Raw genomic sequence first — 18,588 nt, forward strand, 5'->3', positions numbered from 1 at the left:
GTTCGTGGTCTCGTACTCCACGTGCGCCGTCGAGATCGTGATCCCGCGCGCCTTCTCCTCCGGGGCCTTGTCGATCTGGTCGTAGGCCGTGAACGTCGCCCCGCCCGTCTCCGCCAAAACCTTCGTGATCGCCGCCGTCAAAGACGTCTTGCCGTGGTCGACGTGACCGATCGTGCCGATGTTGCAGTGCGGCTTGGTGCGGGAGAACTTTTCCTTGCCCATGATTCCCATTCCTGCGGCGGGGACCACGCTGTTCCCCGGATCCTGGTCGGCCGCCCCGAACTTCGGAGAGGGGCGAAAAACGCGGTCCGCTTAGAGGGTCGGCCGCTCGCGATCAAGGTCTGGCGCGCATGGGCACCCGCGCGCGGCGCCGTCTGTCAAGCGCCGACCCGAGACATTGGACGGCGCAGATATTGATGCTCGTCGTTTCCGGTGGACGCTTTCGAGACACAGTGTGGCTTGGAGGGCATAGCGGACCTGACGCGGCCGAGCTTAAGTGGGGACAACCACTGGTCACCCGGGTCCCGCAGACATGATGAAGAAGTTGCTCCTCGCCAGCGCCGCCACGGCCCTGGTCTCGACGGCCGCCGTCGCCGCCGACCTGCCGCGCCGCGCCGCGCCGCCGCCGGTCTTCACCCCGGTGCCGGTGTTCACCTGGACGGGCTTCTACGCGGGTCTCGAGTCGGCCTACACCTTCACCGATCGCGAGCGCATCACAACGGCCGGCGTCCTGCCGGGCAACGCCACCAACGTGGCGCTCGGCCGCCGCCCGGCCCTGACCTCGACCTCGCAGGACGGCTTCGCCAACATCGGCGGCACCGCCGGCTACAACTACCAGTTCACGCCCGGCTCCGGCATCGTGGTCGGTATCGCCAACAGCATCGACTGGACCGATATCACCAAGAACCGGGTCGTCCTCGGTACCGGCAACGTCGCCGGCGGCCCGCCGAACATCACCCAGTTCCGTCAGAGCCTCGACTGGCTCGGCACCCTCACGGGCCGCGTCGGCTACGCGTTCGACCGGGTTCTGGTGTACGGCATGGGCGGTCTCGCCTACGGCAACGTGTTCCACGATGCGAACTTCTACCGGCCGGATGGCGCCCTCCAGTTCGCCGGCCGCTACGACGACTTCAAGACCGGCTTCGCCTACGGCGGCGGCATCGAGTTCGCGATCCCGACCGACAGCTTCCTGAACACCTTCGCGGTCGGCAAGTATCTCGGCATCAAGTACGACGCCGTGACCATCAAGGCCGAGTACCTGCACTACGACCTCGGCAGCCAGAGCGTGCTCGTCGCGGCGATCCCGGGTGTCGGCAACGGCTCGTACGTGTCGCGCTTCCGGACCGAGGGCAGCATCGTCCGCGCCGGCTTCAACTACAAGTTCGGCGGCTTCTAGGACTTCACCACCGATACAAGCTCGGGAGCGATCCTCCCGGGCCATCCTTCAAGGGCGCGTGCCGGGACCGGCGCGCGCCCTTTTCGTTGTGCCGATACGCCCTCGGGCCGGTTCCCTAACAGGCGCGCAGATGCGCGATCAGCCGGGCCGCCGCCTCGTCCGGCGTGCCGGTGTTGAGGATGGTGAGGTCGGCACGGACCCGGGCCTCGCGGGCCAAGCGCGCGGCGAGGTCACCGTCCTCCGGCCGTCCCCGGGCCGCGATCCGGCTGGCCAGGATCTCGGGGGGCGCCGTGACCTCGACGACGCTGACGGGCAGGCCGCCGCCCCGGGCCTCCTCGACGATCCGGCGGGAGACGTTGCAGACCACGACATGTCCGGTGGCAACGCGATCGGCGGCCTGCGCCGGAATGGCGTAGCCGAGGCCGTGCGCACGCCAGCTCAGGGGGAAGGCGCCGGCCGCGCAGCCGCGCGCGAAGGCGGCCTCGTCGATCTCGTCGTTGTCCTCGTCGCCGGAGGGAGGCCGGGTCACGAGGCGGCGGGGGAAGACGTAGCGCGGGTCGCCCGCGAGTTCCGCCCGCGCCAGCCGGATCAGCGTATCCTTGCCGGCGCCGCTGGGGCCGACCACCAGGACCAGGCAGCCCGCCATCAGGCGACCCGCAGGCCGGAGCGCCAGACCTCGCGGACCACCGGCACCCCTTCGGCGCGCTGGACCCGCACCAGGTCGGCCCGCAGGCCCGGCGCGAGGGCGCCGCGGTCGGTCAGGCCGGTGGCGCGGGCGGGATTGGCCGTGACGGTGGCCAGCGCCTCCGGCAGCGAAATCCCGGAGGCCTGCTCGGGCAGCAGGAAGGCTGCCATCAGCAGGCTCGCCGGCACGTAATCGGATGACAGGATGTCGAGATGGCCGGCCTCGGCGAGCGCCAGGGCGGCGACGTTGCCGGAATGCGAGCCGCCGCGGATCAGGTTCGGCGCGCCCATCATCACGGTGATCCCGCGCCCATGCGCGGCCTCGGCCGCCTCCAGGGTGGTTGGGAACTCGGCCAGCGCCACGCCCTCGCCGGCCGCAAGCTCGACATCGGCCAGGGTGGTGTCGTCGTGGCTCGCCAGGGGGATGCCCATCTCCTGCGCGAACTGAACCAGGGCCGGACGGTTGCGGCCGTTGAGGGCCTTGCCCTCCCGGATCTTGCGCTCGGTGTTGAGCCGGATCTCCTCCAGGGTGCGGCCACCCCGCGTGGCGTAGGTGTAGTACTTCTCCATGTCGCGGAACTGGCGCTGGCCCGGCGTGTGATCCATCAGCGAGATCAGGCCGATCGGGTAGCGCGCCTTGAAATCCGCCACCGTGTCGAGCACGTCCGCCGAGGGCAGTTCGCAGCGTAGATGCGTGAAATGCTCGGCCCGGAACAGGTTGCCGGTGCGCGCGGTGTCGATCGCCGCGGCGAGCTGCTTCAGCTCGGAACCGAGGCCGCTGCCGTCGGGGTCGCTGCCGGCGCGCAGGGAATCGAACACCGTGGTGATGCCCGAGGCGGTGATCTGCGCGTCGTAGGCCAGCACCGCGCCGAGCGGATGCCAGCGGACCTTCGGGCGCGGCGCGAAATGGCTCTCGAGATGGTCGGTGTGCAACTCGATCAGCCCGGGGATCAGGTGATCGCCGCCGAGATCGAGGCCGCGCTCGGGTGCGCGCCCGGTGCCGATCTCCGCGATGACGCCATCGCTCACGGCGAGCCAGCCATGCTCGACCCGGTCCGGCAGGACCAGGATCGCGTTCTCGAGGATCAGGTCGCTCATCGGAACTCCTCAGGCTGCACGGGCTTGCGCGAAGCGCGTCACGTCGACGATTCGGGTCGCCACAGCGTCGCGCATCTCGCTGTCGTGGAAGATGCCGAGCACGCCGGCTCCGGCGGCCAGCTTCTCGTGGACGAGTTCGGCGACCACGGCGCGGTTGCTGGCATCGAGCGACGCCGTGGGCTCGTCGAGCAGCAGCAGCGGCCGGTCGGCGATCAGACCGCGGGCGATGTTCACCCGCTGCTGCTCGCCGCCGGAGAAGGTGGCCGGCGGTAGGCTCCAGAGCCGGTCGGGCAGGTTGAGCCGGGCGAGCAGGTTTTTTGCCCGTGCGCGGGCCTCATCCTCGGACAATCCGCCCTCGCGGCCCGCGGCCTCGACGACGTCGAGGGCCGAGACCCGGGGGATCACCCGCAGGAACTGCGATACGTAGGCGATGACCCGCGCCCGCAGGGACAGCATGACCCGCGGATCGGCCCGGGCGACGTCGATCACGGTCTGGCCGTCGCGGACCAGGATGGCGCCGGCATCGCAGCGATAGTTGCCGTAGGCCATCTTCAGGAGCGAGGACTTGCCCGCCCCGGAGGGCCCGCCGAGCACCACGCACTCGCCCGGCGCCACCGTGAGGCTCACGCCGCCCACCACCGGGAGCACGACGCCGCCGCGCAGGTGCAGGGTGAAGCTCTTGGCGACATCCTGGAAGGTCAGAAGCGCGGTCATGCGGCGAGCACCGAGGAGACGAGGAGCTGGGTGTAGGCGTGCTCGGGATCGTCGAGCACCCGGTCGGTCAGGCCGGTCTCGATCACCCGGCCGGCCCGCATCACGGCGATCCGGTGCGAGAGCAGGCGCGCCACCGCGAGATCGTGGGTGACGATGATCACCGCCAGCCCGAGTTCCGCCGAGAGCCGCCGGATCAGGTCGAGGAGCCGGGCCTGGACCGAGACGTCGAGGCCCGAGGTCGGCTCGTCCATCAGCACCAGCCGGGGCCCGGTGACGAGGTTGCGGGCGATCTGCAGGCGCTGGCGCATGCCGCCAGAGAACTGGCTCGGCGGGTCGTCGACCCGGCCGGCGTCGATCTCGACCCGGCCGAGCCAGTCGAGCGCCTGTCCGCGGATGCGGCCGTAATGGCGCTCGCCCATACCCATCAGCCGCTCGCCGACATTGCCGCCGGCCGAAACCGCCATGCGCAGGCCCTGGCGGGCGTCCTGCCGGACGAAGCCCCAATCGGTGCGCATCAGCCGGCGCAGCTCGGCGGGGCCGAGAGCGGCGAGGTCGCGGCTCCGGCCGTCGCGCATCCGATAGCGAACGCTGCCGGAATCCGGCGCCAGCTCGCCCGCCAGCAGGGACAGGAGCGTCGACTTGCCGGAGCCCGATTCGCCGACGATGGCGAGCACCTCGCCCTCGGTGACGTCGAGATCGACCCCGGCGCAGGCGAGCCGGTTGCCGTAGGCCTTGGTCAGGCCGTGGGCGGAGAGGAGCGGCGTGCTCATCGGGCGGCCTCCGCCACGCGGGTCTCGCAGATGTCGGTGTCCGAGCAGACATACATCCGGCCGCCGGAATCGTCGGTGACCACCTCGTCGAGATAGTGGCCGCTCGCGCCACACAGCGCGCAGGGCTCGGTGAACTCCTGCACCCGGAACGGATGATCCTCGAAATCAAGGCTGCGCACCGACGTGTAGGGCGGCACCGCGTAGATGCGCCGCTCGCGCCCGGCCCCGAACAGTTGGAGGGCCGGACTCTGGTCCATCTTGGGGTTGTCGAATTTCGGCGTCGGCGACGGGTCCATCACGTAGCGGCCGGCGACCTCCACCGGGTAGGCGTAGGTGGTAGCGATGTGCCCGTGGCGGCTGATGTCCTCGTAGAGCTTGACGTGCATGGCCCCGTACTCGGCGAGCGCGTGGAGCTGGCGCGTCTCGGTCTCGCGCGGTTCGAGGAAGCGCAGGGGCTCGGGGATCGGCACCTGATAGACGAGGATCTGGCCCTCCCGCAGGGGCGTCTCCGGGATGCGGTGGCGGGTCTGGATGATCGTCGCCTCGGTGGTGCGGGTGGTGGTGGCGACCCCGGAGGTGCGGGCGAAGAAGCGCCGGATCGAGACCGCGTTGGTGGTGTCGTCGGCACCCTGGTCGATCACCTTGAGCACGTCGGCCCGGCCCAGGATGGCGGCTGTGACCTGCACGCCGCCGGTGCCCCAGCCGTAGGGCATCGGCATCTCCCGGGAGGCAAAGGGCACCTGATAGCCCGGCACCGCGATCGCCTTCAGGATGGCGCGGCGGATCATCCGCTTCGTGCCCTCGTCGAGATAGGCGAAGTTGTAGCCGGCTTCGCCAGCCTCCGACGCGCCGGGCCCCCTCTCCCGTTCGGGAGAGGGTTGGGGTGAGGGATCAGGTCTTTCCGGATACGGCGCATCCCTCACCCTGTCCCTCTCCCGCACGGGAGAGGGGACCTGCGCTCCATCCGGAGCGCCGCCGTCACGCGGAAGCATTCCTATCGCGCTCATTCGGCGGCCTTCTGCATCTCGGCCCGGTCACGGGTCTGCTCGAACTCGGCGCGCAGGCGCCGGACCAGCTCCAGCTCCGCCTGGAAGTCGACATAGTGGGGCAGCTTCAGGTGCTCGACGAAGCCGGTCGCCTGGAGGCTGTCGCAGTGGGCCAGCACGAATTCCTGGTCCTGAGCCGGGCTCACCACCGGCTCGCCGAGCTCCTCCGCCCGCAGCGCCCGGTCGACCAGGGCCATGGCCATCGCCTTGCGCTCGCTCTGCCCGAAGGTGAGCCCGTAGCCCCGGGTGAACTGGGGCGGCGCCGTCCCGGAGCCCTTGAACTGGTTGACCATCTGGCACTCGGTGAGCCGGATCCGGCCGAGCGGCACCGGGAAGCCCAGCTCCTCGGGCACGAACTCCACCGCCACGTCGCCGACCCGGATCTCGCCCACGAACGGGTGGGTGCGGCCGTAACCGCGCTGGGTCGAGTAGCCGAGGCCGAGCACGAAGCCCTCGTCGCCCCGGGCCAGGGCCTGGAGGCGCAGGGCCCGGTCGGCCGGATAATCCACCGGCTCCCGGGTGAGGTCGCCCGCGGGGGCGCCGTCATCCGGGGGCGAGGGCTCGATCAGGCCGTCCTGGGCCAGCAGGTCGGTGACCCGCGGGCAGGTGCTAGCATCGTCGCGCGGCTCGGTCTCGGCGGCGGGCTCGGTCGCGCCCTCGGCGGCGAGGGCAAAATCGATCAGCCGGTGGGTGTAGTCGAAGGTCGGCCCGAGCACCTGGCCGCCGGGCAGGTCCTTGAAGGTCGCCGAGACCCGGCGGGCCACCGCCATGGCGCCGGTATCGACGGGTATCGAGGCGCCGAAGCGCGGCAAGGTCGTCCGGTAGGCGCGGACCAAAAAAACCGCCTCGACCACATCGCCGCGGGCCTGCTTGAGGGCGAGCGCGGCGAGGTCGGGATCGTAGAGCGAGCCCTCAGCCATCACCCGGTCGACCAAGAGCGCCATCTGCTCGCGGATCTGCGCGACGGTAAGCTCCGGCACGTCCGGGTCGCCCCGGCGGGCCTCGGCCAGCAGCCGGTGGGCATTGTCGATGGCGGCTTCGCCACCCTTCACGGCCACGTACATGGCTAGCCCTCGGTGACGGCGATGGAGCGCGGGAGCCCGGCGACGCGGCCGGGGGCGGTGAGGATCAGGTCGATGCCGAGCGGGAAGCCCGCGTGGTTCTCGGCGAGCTGGGCGACGAACCCCTCCGGCAGAGGCGTGAGCGCGATCCGGACCGCTCCGTCGATGCCGGGGCCGGTGAGGCGAAGCCCCTCCCCGCTCGCGATCGCGTCGAGGGCGAGCACCAGGGTGGTCGCGGTGTCGGGATAGGCCGGCGTGCCCTGCGCGAACCGGGAGAGCGGCGGGCAGCGTGCGGGATCGCGGATGAGCGCGAAGGCAGCCCGGGCCGGGTCGTCGGTGAGCGGCGCCCCGGTGTGGAAGCGCAGATAGGCGGCGACTTCGGGCGCGGCCGCGAGGCCGGCATCGAGCCAGACCGGCGTGTCGGCATCGGTGAGCGCCAGCGCGATGGCGGCGAGTTCCGAGGTCAAGGGCGCCGGGGGTTCCAGCCCGGCGTCGAGACGTTGGAGCAGGCCGGGGCGGGCGAGGGCGTCCATCACGGCGCGGAACGTGCCCTGCGCGTCGTGGACCGCATCGGCGAAGCCGGGTGCGAGCATGCTCAATCCTCCCCGCGGGCGACGGTCAGAAACTCGACCCGGGTGGCGGCGGTGCGCCGCGCCGCCTGTCGGCGTGCGGCCTCGGCCTTCTCGGCGGCGGGTTGCAGCGCCGCCTCGACCCGGGCGCGCCGGGCCGGATCCTGCCACAGCGCGTCGAGGGTGGCGGCGAGCCGCGCCTTCGTGCGGTCGCGGCCGAGATGGTAGGCGAAGCCGGTGGCCCCGTCGGGGAGCCGGATCGCCGCCCGGGTCACGCTGACCTCACCGAGATTGAACGGGCGCCCGTCGCCGCCGATCCGGCCCGTGGCCATCACCAGCCCGGTCTCGGGCGGGCGCAGATCCTCCGCGGCGGGTGCTTCGAGGGCCTGCAGGGCGGCGTCCAAGTCGTCCCGGTTGGCATCGGCGCAGAGCGCCATCACGGCCTGCCGCGCGGCGATCTCCTCGGTTCTCAGGTGAAGCGGGCTCGTCGCCATCGCGAATCCCTCTGTCGCGCCGTTGTCTAGTCGTGTAGACAACTAGCGTGCCGGGCGCAAATGAAGTTTGGATGACAGGATGGATGCACAGGTGCAGGCGCCCAGGCTCGTGCGGGGAGAGGGGCTGACGGCGTGGCGGCAGATCGCCGACGCGCTGACGGCCGATATCGCGGCCGGGCGGTACGCGCCGGGCCAGCAGATGCCGACCGAGGCGGCGCTCGCCGCACGCTTCGCGGTCAACCGGCACACGGTGCGGCGGGCGCTGGCCGCCCTGGCGGAGGGAGGCCTCGTGCGCGCGAGCCAAGGGCGCGGCACCTTCGTCGAGGAGGCGCCCCTGGCCTACCCGATCGGCCCGCGCACCCGCTTCTCCGAGATCGTCACCGGAGCGGGGCGCGAGGCCTGGGGCGACCTGCTCGCCTCGGCCACCGTCCCGGCCGGCCCCAAGCAGGTGGCGGCGCTGGCAATCGAGCCGGGCGCGCCGATCCTCGAACTGCTGACGATCCACCGGGCGGACGATGCCCCGATCTCGACCGCGCAGACTTGGCTGCCCCTGCCGCGCTTCTCCGGCTTCGCCGCGGCCTATGCCGAGCGCGGCTCGATCACCCGGGCCTTCGCGGCCTGCGGGGTCCACGACTACACCCGGCTCTCGACGCGGATCCGCGCCCGGCCGGCCGACGCCCAGGAAGCGGAGCGCCTCGACATCGCCCCCGGGCGGGTGGTCATGGTGGTGTCGAGCGTCAACATCGACTCCGCCGGCGCGCCGATCCAGGCGAACCGCACCCTGTTCGCGGCCGACCGGGTCGAGCTGGTGATCGGCGGCTAGAGCGCTCGCAGCCGAAGTGGATACCGGTTCGGCGTAGACGAGCGCGTCAGATCAAAGACTTGGAGCTGATTAGCGCGCCGCCGGCCCGATGATCGCCCGGCGCAGGCGGGTCGAGACCCAGTCGATCGCCGCGACCGTGGCGAGGATCATCAGCACCAGGAAGGCGACCTGCTTCAGCTCCAGGACGCGGATCAGCTCGGTGAGGTACTGGCCGATGCCGCCCGCCCCGACGATGCCGATGATCGTGGCCGAGCGGGTGTTCGATTCGAAGAAATACAGCACCTGGCTCGCCAGCACCGGCAGCACCCCGGAGATCAGCCCGAAGCGGATGCGGTGGAGGGCCGAGCCCCCCGAGGCGACGACGCCTTCGCCGGGCCGCCGGTCGCAGGTCTCGATCGCCTCGGAGAACAGCTTGCCGAACGCCCCGAAATCCGAGCACGCGATGGCGAGCATGCCCGCGAAGGGCCCCAGCCCGACGACGTTGATCCAGATCAGCGCCCAGATCAGCACGTCGACCGAGCGCATCACGTCGAGGCCCCGGCGCACGGCGAAATGCGCGAACGGGTTGGGCACGACGTTGCGGGCGGCGAGCAGCGCCACCGGGAAGGCCAGGATCGCCGCCGTCAAGGTGCCCAGGAAGGCGATGCCGAGGGTCTCGCCGAGCGCGTGCACGAAGGTGCCGAGATGGCCCTCCGGCGAGGGCGGCAGCATCAGCACCGCGAAGGAACCGAGCCGCCCGAGGCCGGAGAGGATCCGCGCGGGCGACATCTCGAACTGCCAGGCGCCGAAGCCGGCAAGCCCGATCAGCGCCCCGAGAACCGCCATCACGCGCAGGCGGGCGGCGGCGTCTGTCCGGAACTGCGCCGGATAGCGGGCACGCAGGTGCGCGAGATCGGCTTGGGCCGCTGCCCGCAGGGTTTCGGAGCGGGCGCTGCTCATCGGGCCTCCTCGGCGCCGATCAGCCGGTGGCGGACCTGCTCGGTGGCGAGGTCGATGCAGACGACGGTGAGGATGATCAGCCCGAGGATCGCGCTGACATCCGCGTAGTAGAAGTTGCGGATCGCGGCCAGAAACTCCTGCCCGATGCCGCCGGCGCCGACGAAGCCCAGTACCGCCGCCCCGCGCACGTTGATCTCGAAGCGCAGCAGCGCGTAGGAGACGAAATTCGACAGGACCTGCGGCAGCACGCCGAAGCGCACGGTCTCGATCCAGCTCGCACCCGAGGCCGACAGGCCCTCGACCGGGCGCATGTCGATATTCTCGACCACCTCGGAGAACAGCTTGCCGAGCGCGCCCGTCGTGTGGACCGCCAGGGCCAGCACGCCGACCATCGGGCCGAGGCCGAAGGCGATCACGAACAACAGCGCGAACACTACGTCGGGAATCGTGCGGCACACCTCCAAGAAGCGCTTGGCGACGAAACGCACCGCGGGCGACCGCACCAGGTTGGCGGCGGCGGCGAAGCTGAGGGCGAAGCCCGCGACCGCCCCGAGCAGGGTGCCGAGATAGGCCATCAGCACGGTCTCGCCGAGCAGGGCGAGCCAGCCGGGCAGGCCCCAGTACCAGGCGCGCACATCCTCCAGCGGATGATCGAGACCGACCGGCGGCCAGATCTGCGCGAGGTAGGCGGTGAACTTGCCGATATTCTCGACGAAGACCAGCGGCCGCACCTCGGCGGCGAGACCGGCGAGCAGCACCAGCAGGGCCACGACCGCGAAGCTCGCGAGCGTGCGGCGGCGGGCGGCGCCGCTCGCCGCCGCGTACAGGCCGGAGAGAGCGGCTGCCCGCTCCGGCGGCAGGGGTGTCAGGCCGCGCAAGGCCGGCATCCGATCCGGATTGCGGTCAGGACTTCTTGCGCTGCTCGTCGTTGAACTTGAGCATGTCGATGATCGGCTGGTAATCCTTCAGCGTCACCGGGATGAGGCCGAGGTCCTTACCGTCGGACAGCTTGTCGAACGCCGCCTTGTCGGCCTTCGGCAGGTCGACGAAAGCCTGGCGGATTTTGGCCTTCAGGTCGTCCGGCAGACTCGCCAGCACGGCATAGGGCCCTTCCGGCAGGAAGTCGGACTTGAACACCACCCGGAAGTCCGATTTCTGCATCGGCGTGCCGTCGGGCTTCTTCAACATGCCCTTCGTGATCATGCGGGTGACGATCGAGTCGGTTTCGGAGTTCCACAGGTTGGCGGCGGCGTCCACGGTGCCCTGGGTCAGGGCCAGCACGGCATTCTCGTGGCTGCCGGCGAAGACGACCTTGGCGAAATGCTTGTCCACGTCGAAGCCGGCCCGCTTCAGGAAGAAGCGCGGCGCCTGGTTGCCGGAGGTGGAGTTCGGGTCGACCAGGGCGAGGTTCTTACCCTTGAGGTCCTCGACGGTTTTATAGGGGCTGGAGGCCAGGGTGTAGATCACCGAGTAATAGCCTGCGGCGCCGGTCTCGTGCTGCGGGCTCACGAGCGGCTCGATCTTCACGCCGGTCATCACGGCCCGGGCGAGGGAGGCCGGGCCGTAGAACGCGATCTGGATGTTGCCGGCGCGCTGGCCCTCGATCACCGCGGCGTAGTCGCTGGCCACCCGCAGCTTCACCGGCACGCCGACCGTCTTGGTCAGGTAATCCGCCAGCGGCGCGTAGCGGTCGTTGGTGCCGCTGGCATTCTCCATCGGGATCACCGCCAGGGTCAGCTCGGGATACTTGGCCTTCCACTCCTGGGCGGCGGCCGGCAGGCCGAAGAGGGCGAGCGCCGCGGCGGCGGCGAGAGTGCGTCGGGTGATCATCGGATGGCCTTTCTCGGTGATATGAGGCTTCGGATCGCTTGGCGGCGGTTCCGGCACGCCGATCGGGCAAAGCCCGACTTCGCGGCACCGGCGCATGCTGCTCAGTGCTGCTCCCGATTGAAACGCAGCATCTCGACGATCGGCTCGTAATCCGCGAGTTTCACGGTCGCGAAGCCGATATCCTTGCCGTCGGAGAGCCGGTCGAAGGCGCCCTTGTCCTCTTGCGGCAGAGCCATGAAGGCGGCCCGGATCTCTGCCTTCAAGTCGATCGGCAAACTGGCGAGCACGGCGAACGGCCCGTACGGCAGGAAGTCCGACTTGAAGACAATCCGAAAATCCGACTGCGACATCGGCTTGCCGTCTGGCGTCTTCAGCAGGCCCTTTGCGGTCAGGCGGGTGACCATCGTTTCGGAATCCGAGGTCCAGTAATTCGCCGCCGCATCGGCATTGCCTTGGGCCAGAGCCACGACCGCATTCTCGTGACTGCCGGCGAAGAAGGTCTTGCCGAAATGCTTGTCCAGATCGACGCCTGCCCGCTTCAAGAAGTAGCGCGGCGCCTGGTTGCCGGAGGTCGAGTCCGGATCGACCAAGGCGAGGGTCTTGCCCTTGAGATCCTCGACCGACTGGTACGGGCTGGTGGCCAGCACGTAGATCACCGCGTTGTAGCCCGTCGAGCCGTTCTCGTGCCTCTGCGTGACCAGCGGCTGGATCTTCGCGCCGCTCAGGACGGCCTGAGCGTAAGAGGCCGGTCCATACCACGCGATGTGGATGGCACCGGCCCGCTGGCCCTCGATGACGGCGGCGTAGTCTTTGGCGACCCGCAGTTTCACCGGCACGCCGAGCTTTCGGGTCAAGTAATCCGCCAGCGGCGCATGGCGCTCGGTCGTGGGATTGGCATTCTCAACCGGGACCACGGCCAGGGTCAGCTCGGGGACCTGCGCCTTCCAATCGAGAGCGGCAGCTGGCCGGCCGAACAGGGCGAGCGAAATGGCGGCGGCGGCAACCACGCGTCGGGTGATCATCATGTGTCCTTCGTCAGTGCGAAGCGTGTGAGATCGGTGAGCCACCGCAGGCTCGGGGCGACTTCGGCCCGACGGCGAAGCGGTACCGCCGGAGGTAAAACATTGCGGAGCAGCAGCCCGTGGGGCGGATCGGCTCAGATGCGCTTTCGCTCTTGTTCGTTCAGTTTCAGCATCTTGATGATGAACTGATAATCCTCGATCTTTACTGGAGTAAGGTCGAGATCTTTGCCGTCCGAGATCCGGTCAAATGTCACCTTGTCGGCCTGAGGCAGGTCGAAGAAGGCGTCGCGGATCCTGATCTTCAGATCATCGGGAAGGCTGGCCAGCATGGTGTAGGGACCTTCCGGCAAAAAGCCGGACTTGAACAACACTCTGAAATCCGATTGTTGCATCGGAGTGCCGTCGGGCTTCTTCAGCATGCCCTTGGTGATCATGCGCGTGACAACACTGTCCGTCTGCGAATTCCAATGGTTCGCGGCTGCATCCACGGTGCCCTGAACCAACGCCAGAATGGCCTTTTCGTGGCTTCCAGCGAAGATGACTTTGCCGAAGTGCTTATCCACGTCGAAGCCGGCCCGCTTCAGGAAATAACGTGGCGCCTGATTACCGGAGGTGGAGTTCGGATCGACCAGGGCGAGGGTCTTGCCCTTGAGATCAGCCACGGTCTTGTACGCGCTGGAGGCCGGCACGTAGAGGACCGAATAATAGCCCGAGAGGCCGGTCTCGTGCTTGGAGTTCACGATCGGCTCAGCCTTCACGCCGGTCATCACGGCCCGGCCAAAGGAGGCAGGCCCGTACAACGCGATGTGGATGTTTCCGGCCCGCTGACCTTCGATCACCGCGGCGTAATCGCCGACCACCCTCAGCTTCACCGGCACGCCGACCGCCTGGGTCAGGTAGGCCGCCAAGGGGCCGAAGCGGGCGTTTGTGCCGCTGGCATCCTCGTAGGGGATAACGGCCAGGGTCAGTTCGGGATACTTGGCCTTCCAATCCTGGGCGACGGCAGGCAAGCCGAGAAAGGCAAGAGAAACTGCTGCGGCGGCAAGGATGCGTCGGGTGATCATCGGGTCGTCCTAAGGTCACTCTCTGGCGGTGGGTCGGCGACCCGTCCCATCGCCGGTCCGGCAAAGTGTTTCCCAGCCGTCGTTGCCGGAGCGGCGAGCCCGGTACGCGCGAATCTCACCTCAAGCGCCGATGGCGGCCTCGCGGACGGGCTCGGCCGGCACGAGGCCCGGCAGCCCCGGCAGGGCCGCCCGCTGCTCGGCCTCGCGCTCCGCGGAATCGTCCAGCACCTCGCCGGCCTCCAGGCCGTAGAGCCGGCGCGCCACGTCCTCGGTGAGGTCGAACGGGCCGCCCTCGAACACCACCCGGCCGGCGGCGAGCCCGACGAGGCGGTCGCAATAGGCCCGCGCGAGGTCCAGCGAGTGCAGGTTGCATAGGACCGTGATGCCGTAGCGCCGGTTCACGGCGGCCAGCGCATCCATCACCAAGCGGGTGTTGCGCGGGTCCAGGGACGCCACCGGCTCGTCGGCCAGCAGGATCTCGGGCTCCTGCACCAGCGCGCGCGCAATGGCGACGCGCTGCTGCTGCCCGCCCGACAGGCCGTCGGCCCGCTGGCCGGCGAACTCGCCCATGTCGAAGCTCTCCAGGGCGGCGAGCGCCATGGCCCGGTCCTCGTCGGACCACATCCGGAGCAGGGACCGATGGGTCGGAACGTGGCTGAGGCGGCCCATCAGGACGTTGGTCATCACGTCGAGGCGGCCGACCAGATTGAACTGCTGGAAGATCATGGCGCAGCGGGTGCGCCACTCCCGCAGGGGCCGACCGGTCAGGCTGGTGACATCGTGGTCGTCATAGCGAATGCGGCCCGAACTCGGATCGGCGAGGCGGTTGATCAGGCGCAGAAGCGTCGATTTGCCAGCTCCCGATCGGCCGATCACACCGACGAAGCTGCCGCGCTCGATCTGCAGCGACACGCCATCGACGGCCCGGCGGCCGCCGTATTGACGCGTGAGATCCTCGACGACGAGCATAAACTTCCATCCGCTGCGGAATGGCTGCAGCTAAACGCCGGTTCTACGACGGTTGAATGACGAATACGGCTTGATTTCTTTAGTCGGCGCACAAATGTGGTGTCACCGTGCCCGGAAAGCCGTCGCGACGGTTGGACGGAGCTTGCGCAGCCTAACGCTGCATCTGCATCAGCGCTCTCCATCGAGCCGCGCAGGGACATCGCGCCCGCGTCAACTCATGCGGCGTCCGGTATCGATGCAACCCCGTGGGTTTCACCCCATGTCTTCAGCGCCACGATCACAGGCTCGAGCGTCCGGCCGCGGGCGGTCAGGCTGTACTCAACCTTGGGCGGCACCTGAGGATAGATTTTCCGATCAACGAGCCCGTCCGCCTCCAAATCCCGTAGCTGGTTGGTGAGCATCCGCTGCGTGCAGTTTTGCAAGATCCGTTGCAACGCACCGAAGCGTATCGGACCGGCCAGCAAATGAAAGAGGATCACGCCCTTCCATTTTCCGTCGATCAGCTGAAGTGTCGCTTCCACCGGGCAGCCCGGCCCGCAATCCAGACGCGAATGACGAGCGCGCGCCATAGCGGTATCCTTTTCGACACTATCTGCTTTCTCTGTGCGTTCTTGCGCAGTCCGGCACGATACCTATCCTGTCTCTCATTCAGCAAGTCGAAGAACAGGACGCTTTCTGCGTGCTGTCAGGTTTCCCGATCCGGAAGCCATCGACGGCAAGAATGGAGGCGATGATGGACAGCGGCGCACTGGAGGTCGTGCAAGACTGGTACCGGACCGGAAATCCCGATCTGTTGTGGTCGGAGATCGAATGGCGGGTGCTGGAGAGCTTTCCTTCAGGCGGGATCTATCGCGGGAGGGACGACGTCATCAATCGCTTCTTTCCATCCGTGAAGGCGCATTTCAGCGCCTATGAAACACATCCGAAGACATTCATGGCTGACGGCGAAACCGTCGTCACGACCGGCCTCTATCGCATCCGCAGCAAGTCCGGCGTTATTACCGAAGCGGATTTCGCGCATGTTTGGACGGTCCGCGATGCATCCATCGTGGCATTCCGACAGATCGCGGACACCGCCGCGATCAACGCGAGCTTGGGAAAGATCTAATTTCCGAACGTCTTGATCTTCGGCGTGGCTCGCATCGAGCCCCTTGATGACACGAGGCCCCGACTACGCCTGAAAACGCCCGGACTGGAACCAAAGGCCGAAGACGGAGACGGATTTTCCAACATGCGCGGCCGCTCGCGTGCCCAATCCGAATATAAGATCGGACTGGAATCCGCGGACGCCCGATATGGCGAAACGCTACGCACCCGCCCAGCTCGCGTACTGCTCCAGGAACGCTTCGGCCGAGAGCACGCGGAAGTCCGGCAGCGCCCGGCGCAGGCGCTCGTGGTCCCAATCCCACCAGGCGAGCCGCTCCAGGCGCTCGGCGATCGGTTCGGGAAAGCGGCGGCGCACCGGCCGGGCCGGATTGCCGACGACGATCGTGTAGGCCGGGACATCGCGGGTGACGATCGCCCCCGCGCCGACCACGGCGCCGGTACCGATAGTGCGGCCCGGCAGCACCACGACCCCGTGGCCGATCCAGACGTCGTGGCCGATGGTCACCGGGCTGGCCCGGCGGCGCTCGAAGAAGGCATCCTCGTCCACCTCCTCGGGCCAGTAGGCATGGGCCCGGTAGGTGAAATGCGCCTGGCTCGCGCGCTCCATCGGGTGGTTGCCCGGGTTGATCCGCACGTGGGACGCGATCGAGCAGAACTTGCCGATGGTGGTGTAGATCACCTCGCCGTCCTGGGCGATGTAGGAATAATCGTCGAGGACGGTCTCGGTCAGGCGCGTGCGGGCGCCGATCTCGGTGTAGCGGCCGAGATGGCACTCGGCGACCCGGGCGCTCGGATCGATGGCGGGATTGGGGCCGAGATGCCGCTCAGCCATGGGCGGCCCCGAACGGCAGCCGCGCCAGGAGCCGGAACGGCTCGGCCCCGTCCTGGGACAGGAGGCAGACGGCGTCAATCACCGCGGGCTCCGGCCTCGACGCCGCGTAGGCCTCGGTCAGGCGGTGGAGCCAGGCGGCACGGTCGGGCTCCGCCAGGGCATCGGTCAGCGTCATGTGGAACCGGAAGGATTCGAAGACATACGGGTAGCCCCAGCGCGCGAGCAGCGCCCGGCCGCGCGGGTCGAGGCGCTCCGGGCGGCGCTTGGCGCGCTCGGCCTCCGAGAGCGGCGCCCGCAGCGGGTCGAGGGCGGCGACGGATTCGGCGGAGAGCAGGCCGAGCTCCGGCGGCGGAGTTTCGGGCACCAGGGCGAGGAACGGCCCGAGCGCGGCGACCCGCAGCGGGCCAAGCGCCACCGGCGGGTGCCCGGCCGCGAGGTCCCGGGCCATCGCCAGGAGGTCGGCCTCCTCGGCTGCCGGCGCGAGGCGCAGCGGCGCCTTCAGGGTCGCGTGGAAGCCGTAGACCCGGGCGCCGCTCGTGACGGCGGTCAGATCGCCGAACCCGTCCGGATGCGGGACAGGGACGCCGGCGGCGTTGTCGTAGCCGAGCACGGCATTGCCGAAGGCCGCCAGCCCCGAGTCGGGTGCGGGGAGCCAGTAGAGGGCGTAGCGGCGCGTCATGTGTCGACCTCCGGCCCCCGCGCGGTCACGCCGTCGGCGCGCAGGCGCGGTCGACGCTCGCCCGGCGCGGGCGCACATCCATGGCGTTGCCGCGCCAGACGATGGCGCTCTGCACCCAGGCCCCCAGCCAGATCGCCGGAATCAGCGTGTCGCGCACCAGGAACGCCGCCCACATCCGCGGCCCGCGATGCCAGCGCGCATGAGCCGCAAGCCGGTCTTCAGCGCCATAGCACAGCCCGGCGAGGGCGGCAGCGCCCGCGAGCCCGGCGAGGCTGCCGGACCAGAGCGTCAGGAGGAGCGCCGGCAGCAGGACGCCGCTGCCGATCTCCGGGGCGAAGAACAGCGGAAAGGTCACCCGCCGCAGCCGGGCCCAGCGCAGCTGCCGCGCCCAGACCTCGCGAAAACCCCGCGGCCCGAGCGGCTGCTCGAACGGGCTCGCCACCAGATGGACGCGCTTGCCGGCGGCTCGCACCAGCTTGGTGGCGGCGGCGTCCTCGGCGATCTCGGAGGCGAGCGCCTGCAGGCCGCCCCGGGCCTCCAGGAAGGGCTTGTGCCAGAGCATGCTCTTGCCCTGCGCGAAGCCCAGGCCGAACGCCTCGGCGGCGTATTGCCAGCGCGCCTGCAGGGTGTTGAGGAAGGCGCATTCGACCTCGGCCATGAAGCTGCCCGGCCGGGCGCCCGCCGGAGTCGAGCAGACCAGGCCGGTCTCGTCCCGCCAGGCGGCCTGCAGCCGCTGGAGATAGTCCGGCGGCATGGCGACGTTGGAATCGGCGAGCACGACCCAGTCATGCGCGGCGGCGCGCCAGCCGCGCAGGCAGTTGTTGAGCTTCGGATTGTCGCTGATGCGCTCGTCGCCCAGGATCAGCCGGGCCGGCACCTGCGGGTGGTCGGCGATCAGCCGCTGCACCCGCGGCACGATCGGATCGTCCGGGTCGGCCACGCAGAAGATCAGCTCGTAGGCCGGATAGGCGAGCCGGAAGCTGCGGGCCAGCATCTCGTCGCTGAACGCCTCGATCCCGTGGAGCGGGCGGACCAGGGAGACGGGGGCGCCGGTCGGGAAGGTGGACGCGCCGTGGACCTTGCCGATGCGCCGACCCGCGATCGTGATGCTGACGATCTGGACCAGGGCCAGGAGTGCACCGAGGGACAGAGCCAGCACCGTGGGGTCAATCATGCGGATCCCTCGTGTACGCTCGTGATCGGCCCGGCTCGCCGGCGAGCACGCGTCGCATCAACGACTTAGAGCCGCACCCGGTGGGCGCGGCTCTAGCGGCCGGACGGCGTCAGTCGTGTGACAGGTCCCGGGCCGGCCCGGGAGGCCGACCCGCATGCTCTCGTCAGAACCGGAGGGTGAGGTTGCCCTTGACCGCCTGGTCCTGCGCCCGGGCGCCGACCTGGCCGGTATAGGACACGCCGAGCGTCGCGTTCGGCGCCACCCGCAGATCGAGGCCGGCCTGCGCCACCAGGGCGTCCCGGTCGATCGGCACGCCC

General features: G+C 69.4%; 22 protein-coding genes. 3 read left to right on the forward strand and 19 right to left on the reverse strand.

Annotation, left to right across the window (positions count from 1 at the left end; genetic code table 11):
* Positions 1-222: GTP-binding protein (locus tag MKL09_RS27440; RefSeq protein WP_244025118.1), on the reverse strand; the 222-nt coding region annotated here is incomplete at its 3' end.
* Between the two features lie 310 nt (positions 223-532).
* Here MKL09_RS27440 and MKL09_RS27445 point away from each other — a divergent pair.
* Positions 533-1,396 carry an outer membrane protein gene (locus MKL09_RS27445; RefSeq protein ID WP_244025141.1) on the forward strand — a complete coding sequence of 288 codons (864 nt, stop codon included), beginning with the start codon at positions 533-535 and terminating at the stop codon, positions 1,394-1,396.
* 115 nt (positions 1,397-1,511) lie between these two features.
* On the opposite strand, the gene phnN is transcribed toward MKL09_RS27445, so the two are convergent.
* The 8 genes from phnN to phnG form a co-directional block, all read right to left on the reverse strand.
* On the reverse strand, positions 1,512-2,042 hold the full coding sequence (gene phnN / locus MKL09_RS27450; protein ID WP_244025142.1) for a phosphonate metabolism protein/1,5-bisphosphokinase (PRPP-forming) PhnN: 531 nt from the start codon (positions 2,040-2,042) through the stop codon (positions 1,512-1,514).
* Positions 2,042-3,178, reverse strand: a complete 1,137-nt coding sequence (locus tag MKL09_RS27455) for an alpha-D-ribose 1-methylphosphonate 5-triphosphate diphosphatase (RefSeq protein WP_244025143.1) — start codon at positions 3,176-3,178, stop codon at positions 2,042-2,044. The genes phnN and MKL09_RS27455 overlap by 1 nt, the downstream gene beginning before the upstream one ends.
* Before the next feature lie 9 nt (positions 3,179-3,187).
* Entirely contained in the window at positions 3,188-3,892 is a 705-nt protein-coding gene (phnL, locus tag MKL09_RS27460) for a phosphonate C-P lyase system protein PhnL (RefSeq protein ID WP_244025144.1), read from the reverse strand.
* The gene (gene phnK, locus MKL09_RS27465) at positions 3,889-4,662 is read right to left on the reverse strand and encodes a phosphonate C-P lyase system protein PhnK (RefSeq protein WP_244025145.1); all 774 of its coding nucleotides are present in this window, start codon (positions 4,660-4,662) and stop codon (positions 3,889-3,891) included. The genes phnL and phnK overlap by 4 nt, the downstream gene beginning before the upstream one ends.
* On the reverse strand, positions 4,659-5,450 hold the full coding sequence (locus MKL09_RS27470) for an alpha-D-ribose 1-methylphosphonate 5-phosphate C-P-lyase PhnJ (RefSeq protein ID WP_244025160.1): 792 nt from the start codon (positions 5,448-5,450) through the stop codon (positions 4,659-4,661). The genes phnK and MKL09_RS27470 overlap by 4 nt, the downstream gene beginning before the upstream one ends.
* A 215-nt stretch (positions 5,451-5,665) precedes the next feature.
* A complete protein-coding gene (locus tag MKL09_RS27475; RefSeq protein WP_244025146.1) occupies positions 5,666-6,772 on the reverse strand; it encodes a carbon-phosphorus lyase complex subunit PhnI in 1,107 nt (368 codons plus the stop codon).
* Positions 6,773-6,774: 2 nt separating this feature from the next.
* Positions 6,775-7,362: a phosphonate C-P lyase system protein PhnH gene (gene phnH / locus MKL09_RS27480; protein ID WP_244025147.1), complete on the reverse strand. Its 588-nt coding sequence runs from the start codon at positions 7,360-7,362 to the stop codon at positions 6,775-6,777.
* A 2-nt stretch (positions 7,363-7,364) separates the two neighbouring features.
* Positions 7,365-7,832 (reverse strand): phosphonate C-P lyase system protein PhnG, encoded by a 468-nt coding sequence (gene phnG / locus MKL09_RS27485; RefSeq protein ID WP_244025148.1) that lies wholly within the window; start codon positions 7,830-7,832, stop codon positions 7,365-7,367.
* A 79-nt stretch (positions 7,833-7,911) separates the two neighbouring features.
* Between phnG and phnF the strand changes: the two genes are divergently transcribed.
* Positions 7,912-8,655: a phosphonate metabolism transcriptional regulator PhnF gene (gene phnF / locus MKL09_RS27490; RefSeq protein ID WP_244025149.1), complete on the forward strand. Its 744-nt coding sequence runs from the start codon at positions 7,912-7,914 to the stop codon at positions 8,653-8,655.
* A 69-nt stretch (positions 8,656-8,724) separates the two neighbouring features.
* Here phnF and phnE (MKL09_RS27495) read toward each other — a convergent pair whose 3' ends face one another.
* The 7 genes from phnE (MKL09_RS27495) to MKL09_RS27525 form a co-directional block, all read right to left on the reverse strand.
* On the reverse strand, positions 8,725-9,594 hold the full coding sequence (gene phnE / locus MKL09_RS27495; RefSeq protein WP_244025150.1) for a phosphonate ABC transporter, permease protein PhnE: 870 nt from the start codon (positions 9,592-9,594) through the stop codon (positions 8,725-8,727).
* The gene (gene phnE, locus MKL09_RS27500; protein ID WP_244025151.1) at positions 9,591-10,481 is read right to left on the reverse strand and encodes a phosphonate ABC transporter, permease protein PhnE; all 891 of its coding nucleotides are present in this window, start codon (positions 10,479-10,481) and stop codon (positions 9,591-9,593) included. The genes phnE (MKL09_RS27495) and phnE (MKL09_RS27500) overlap by 4 nt, the downstream gene beginning before the upstream one ends.
* A gap of 16 nt (positions 10,482-10,497) precedes the next feature.
* Entirely contained in the window at positions 10,498-11,424 is a 927-nt protein-coding gene (phnD, locus tag MKL09_RS27505) for a phosphonate ABC transporter substrate-binding protein (RefSeq protein ID WP_244025152.1), read from the reverse strand.
* Positions 11,425-11,525: 101 nt separating this feature from the next.
* Positions 11,526-12,446 (reverse strand): phosphonate ABC transporter substrate-binding protein, encoded by a 921-nt coding sequence (phnD, locus tag MKL09_RS27510; RefSeq protein ID WP_244025161.1) that lies wholly within the window; start codon positions 12,444-12,446, stop codon positions 11,526-11,528.
* Positions 12,447-12,580: 134 nt separating this feature from the next.
* On the reverse strand, positions 12,581-13,510 hold the full coding sequence (gene phnD / locus MKL09_RS27515) for a phosphonate ABC transporter substrate-binding protein (protein ID WP_244025153.1): 930 nt from the start codon (positions 13,508-13,510) through the stop codon (positions 12,581-12,583).
* Between the two features lie 120 nt (positions 13,511-13,630).
* A complete protein-coding gene (gene phnC, locus MKL09_RS27520; RefSeq protein ID WP_244025154.1) occupies positions 13,631-14,479 on the reverse strand; it encodes a phosphonate ABC transporter ATP-binding protein in 849 nt (282 codons plus the stop codon).
* Between the two features lie 215 nt (positions 14,480-14,694).
* Positions 14,695-15,048, reverse strand: coding sequence for a winged helix-turn-helix transcriptional regulator (locus MKL09_RS27525; RefSeq protein ID WP_244025155.1), 354 nt, complete (start codon positions 15,046-15,048; stop codon positions 14,695-14,697).
* 110 nt (positions 15,049-15,158) lie between these two features.
* On the opposite strand from MKL09_RS27525, the gene MKL09_RS27530 reads away from it, so the two are divergent.
* On the forward strand, positions 15,159-15,587 hold the full coding sequence (locus MKL09_RS27530; RefSeq protein ID WP_244025156.1) for a nuclear transport factor 2 family protein: 429 nt from the start codon (positions 15,159-15,161) through the stop codon (positions 15,585-15,587).
* A 198-nt stretch (positions 15,588-15,785) separates the two neighbouring features.
* Here the strand turns inward: MKL09_RS27530 and MKL09_RS27535 are convergent, their stop codons facing one another.
* Genes MKL09_RS27535 through MKL09_RS27545 form a run of 3 tightly spaced genes read right to left on the reverse strand, consistent with a single transcriptional unit; the run spans position 15,786 to position 18,271 of the window.
* Complete coding sequence (locus tag MKL09_RS27535) at positions 15,786-16,418, reverse strand: chloramphenicol acetyltransferase (RefSeq protein ID WP_244025157.1); 633 nt, start codon at positions 16,416-16,418, stop codon at positions 15,786-15,788.
* Entirely contained in the window at positions 16,411-17,097 is a 687-nt protein-coding gene (locus MKL09_RS27540) for a DUF1045 domain-containing protein (RefSeq protein WP_244025158.1), read from the reverse strand. Before MKL09_RS27540 ends, MKL09_RS27535 begins: the two co-directional genes overlap by 8 nt.
* A gap of 25 nt (positions 17,098-17,122) precedes the next feature.
* The gene (locus tag MKL09_RS27545) at positions 17,123-18,271 is read right to left on the reverse strand and encodes a ceramide glucosyltransferase (RefSeq protein ID WP_244025159.1); all 1,149 of its coding nucleotides are present in this window, start codon (positions 18,269-18,271) and stop codon (positions 17,123-17,125) included.
* Between the last annotated feature and the right edge of the window lie 317 nt (positions 18,272-18,588).

The organism is Methylobacterium sp. J-048 (assembly GCF_022829515.1).
Classification (GTDB): domain Bacteria; phylum Pseudomonadota; class Alphaproteobacteria; order Rhizobiales; family Beijerinckiaceae; genus Methylobacterium.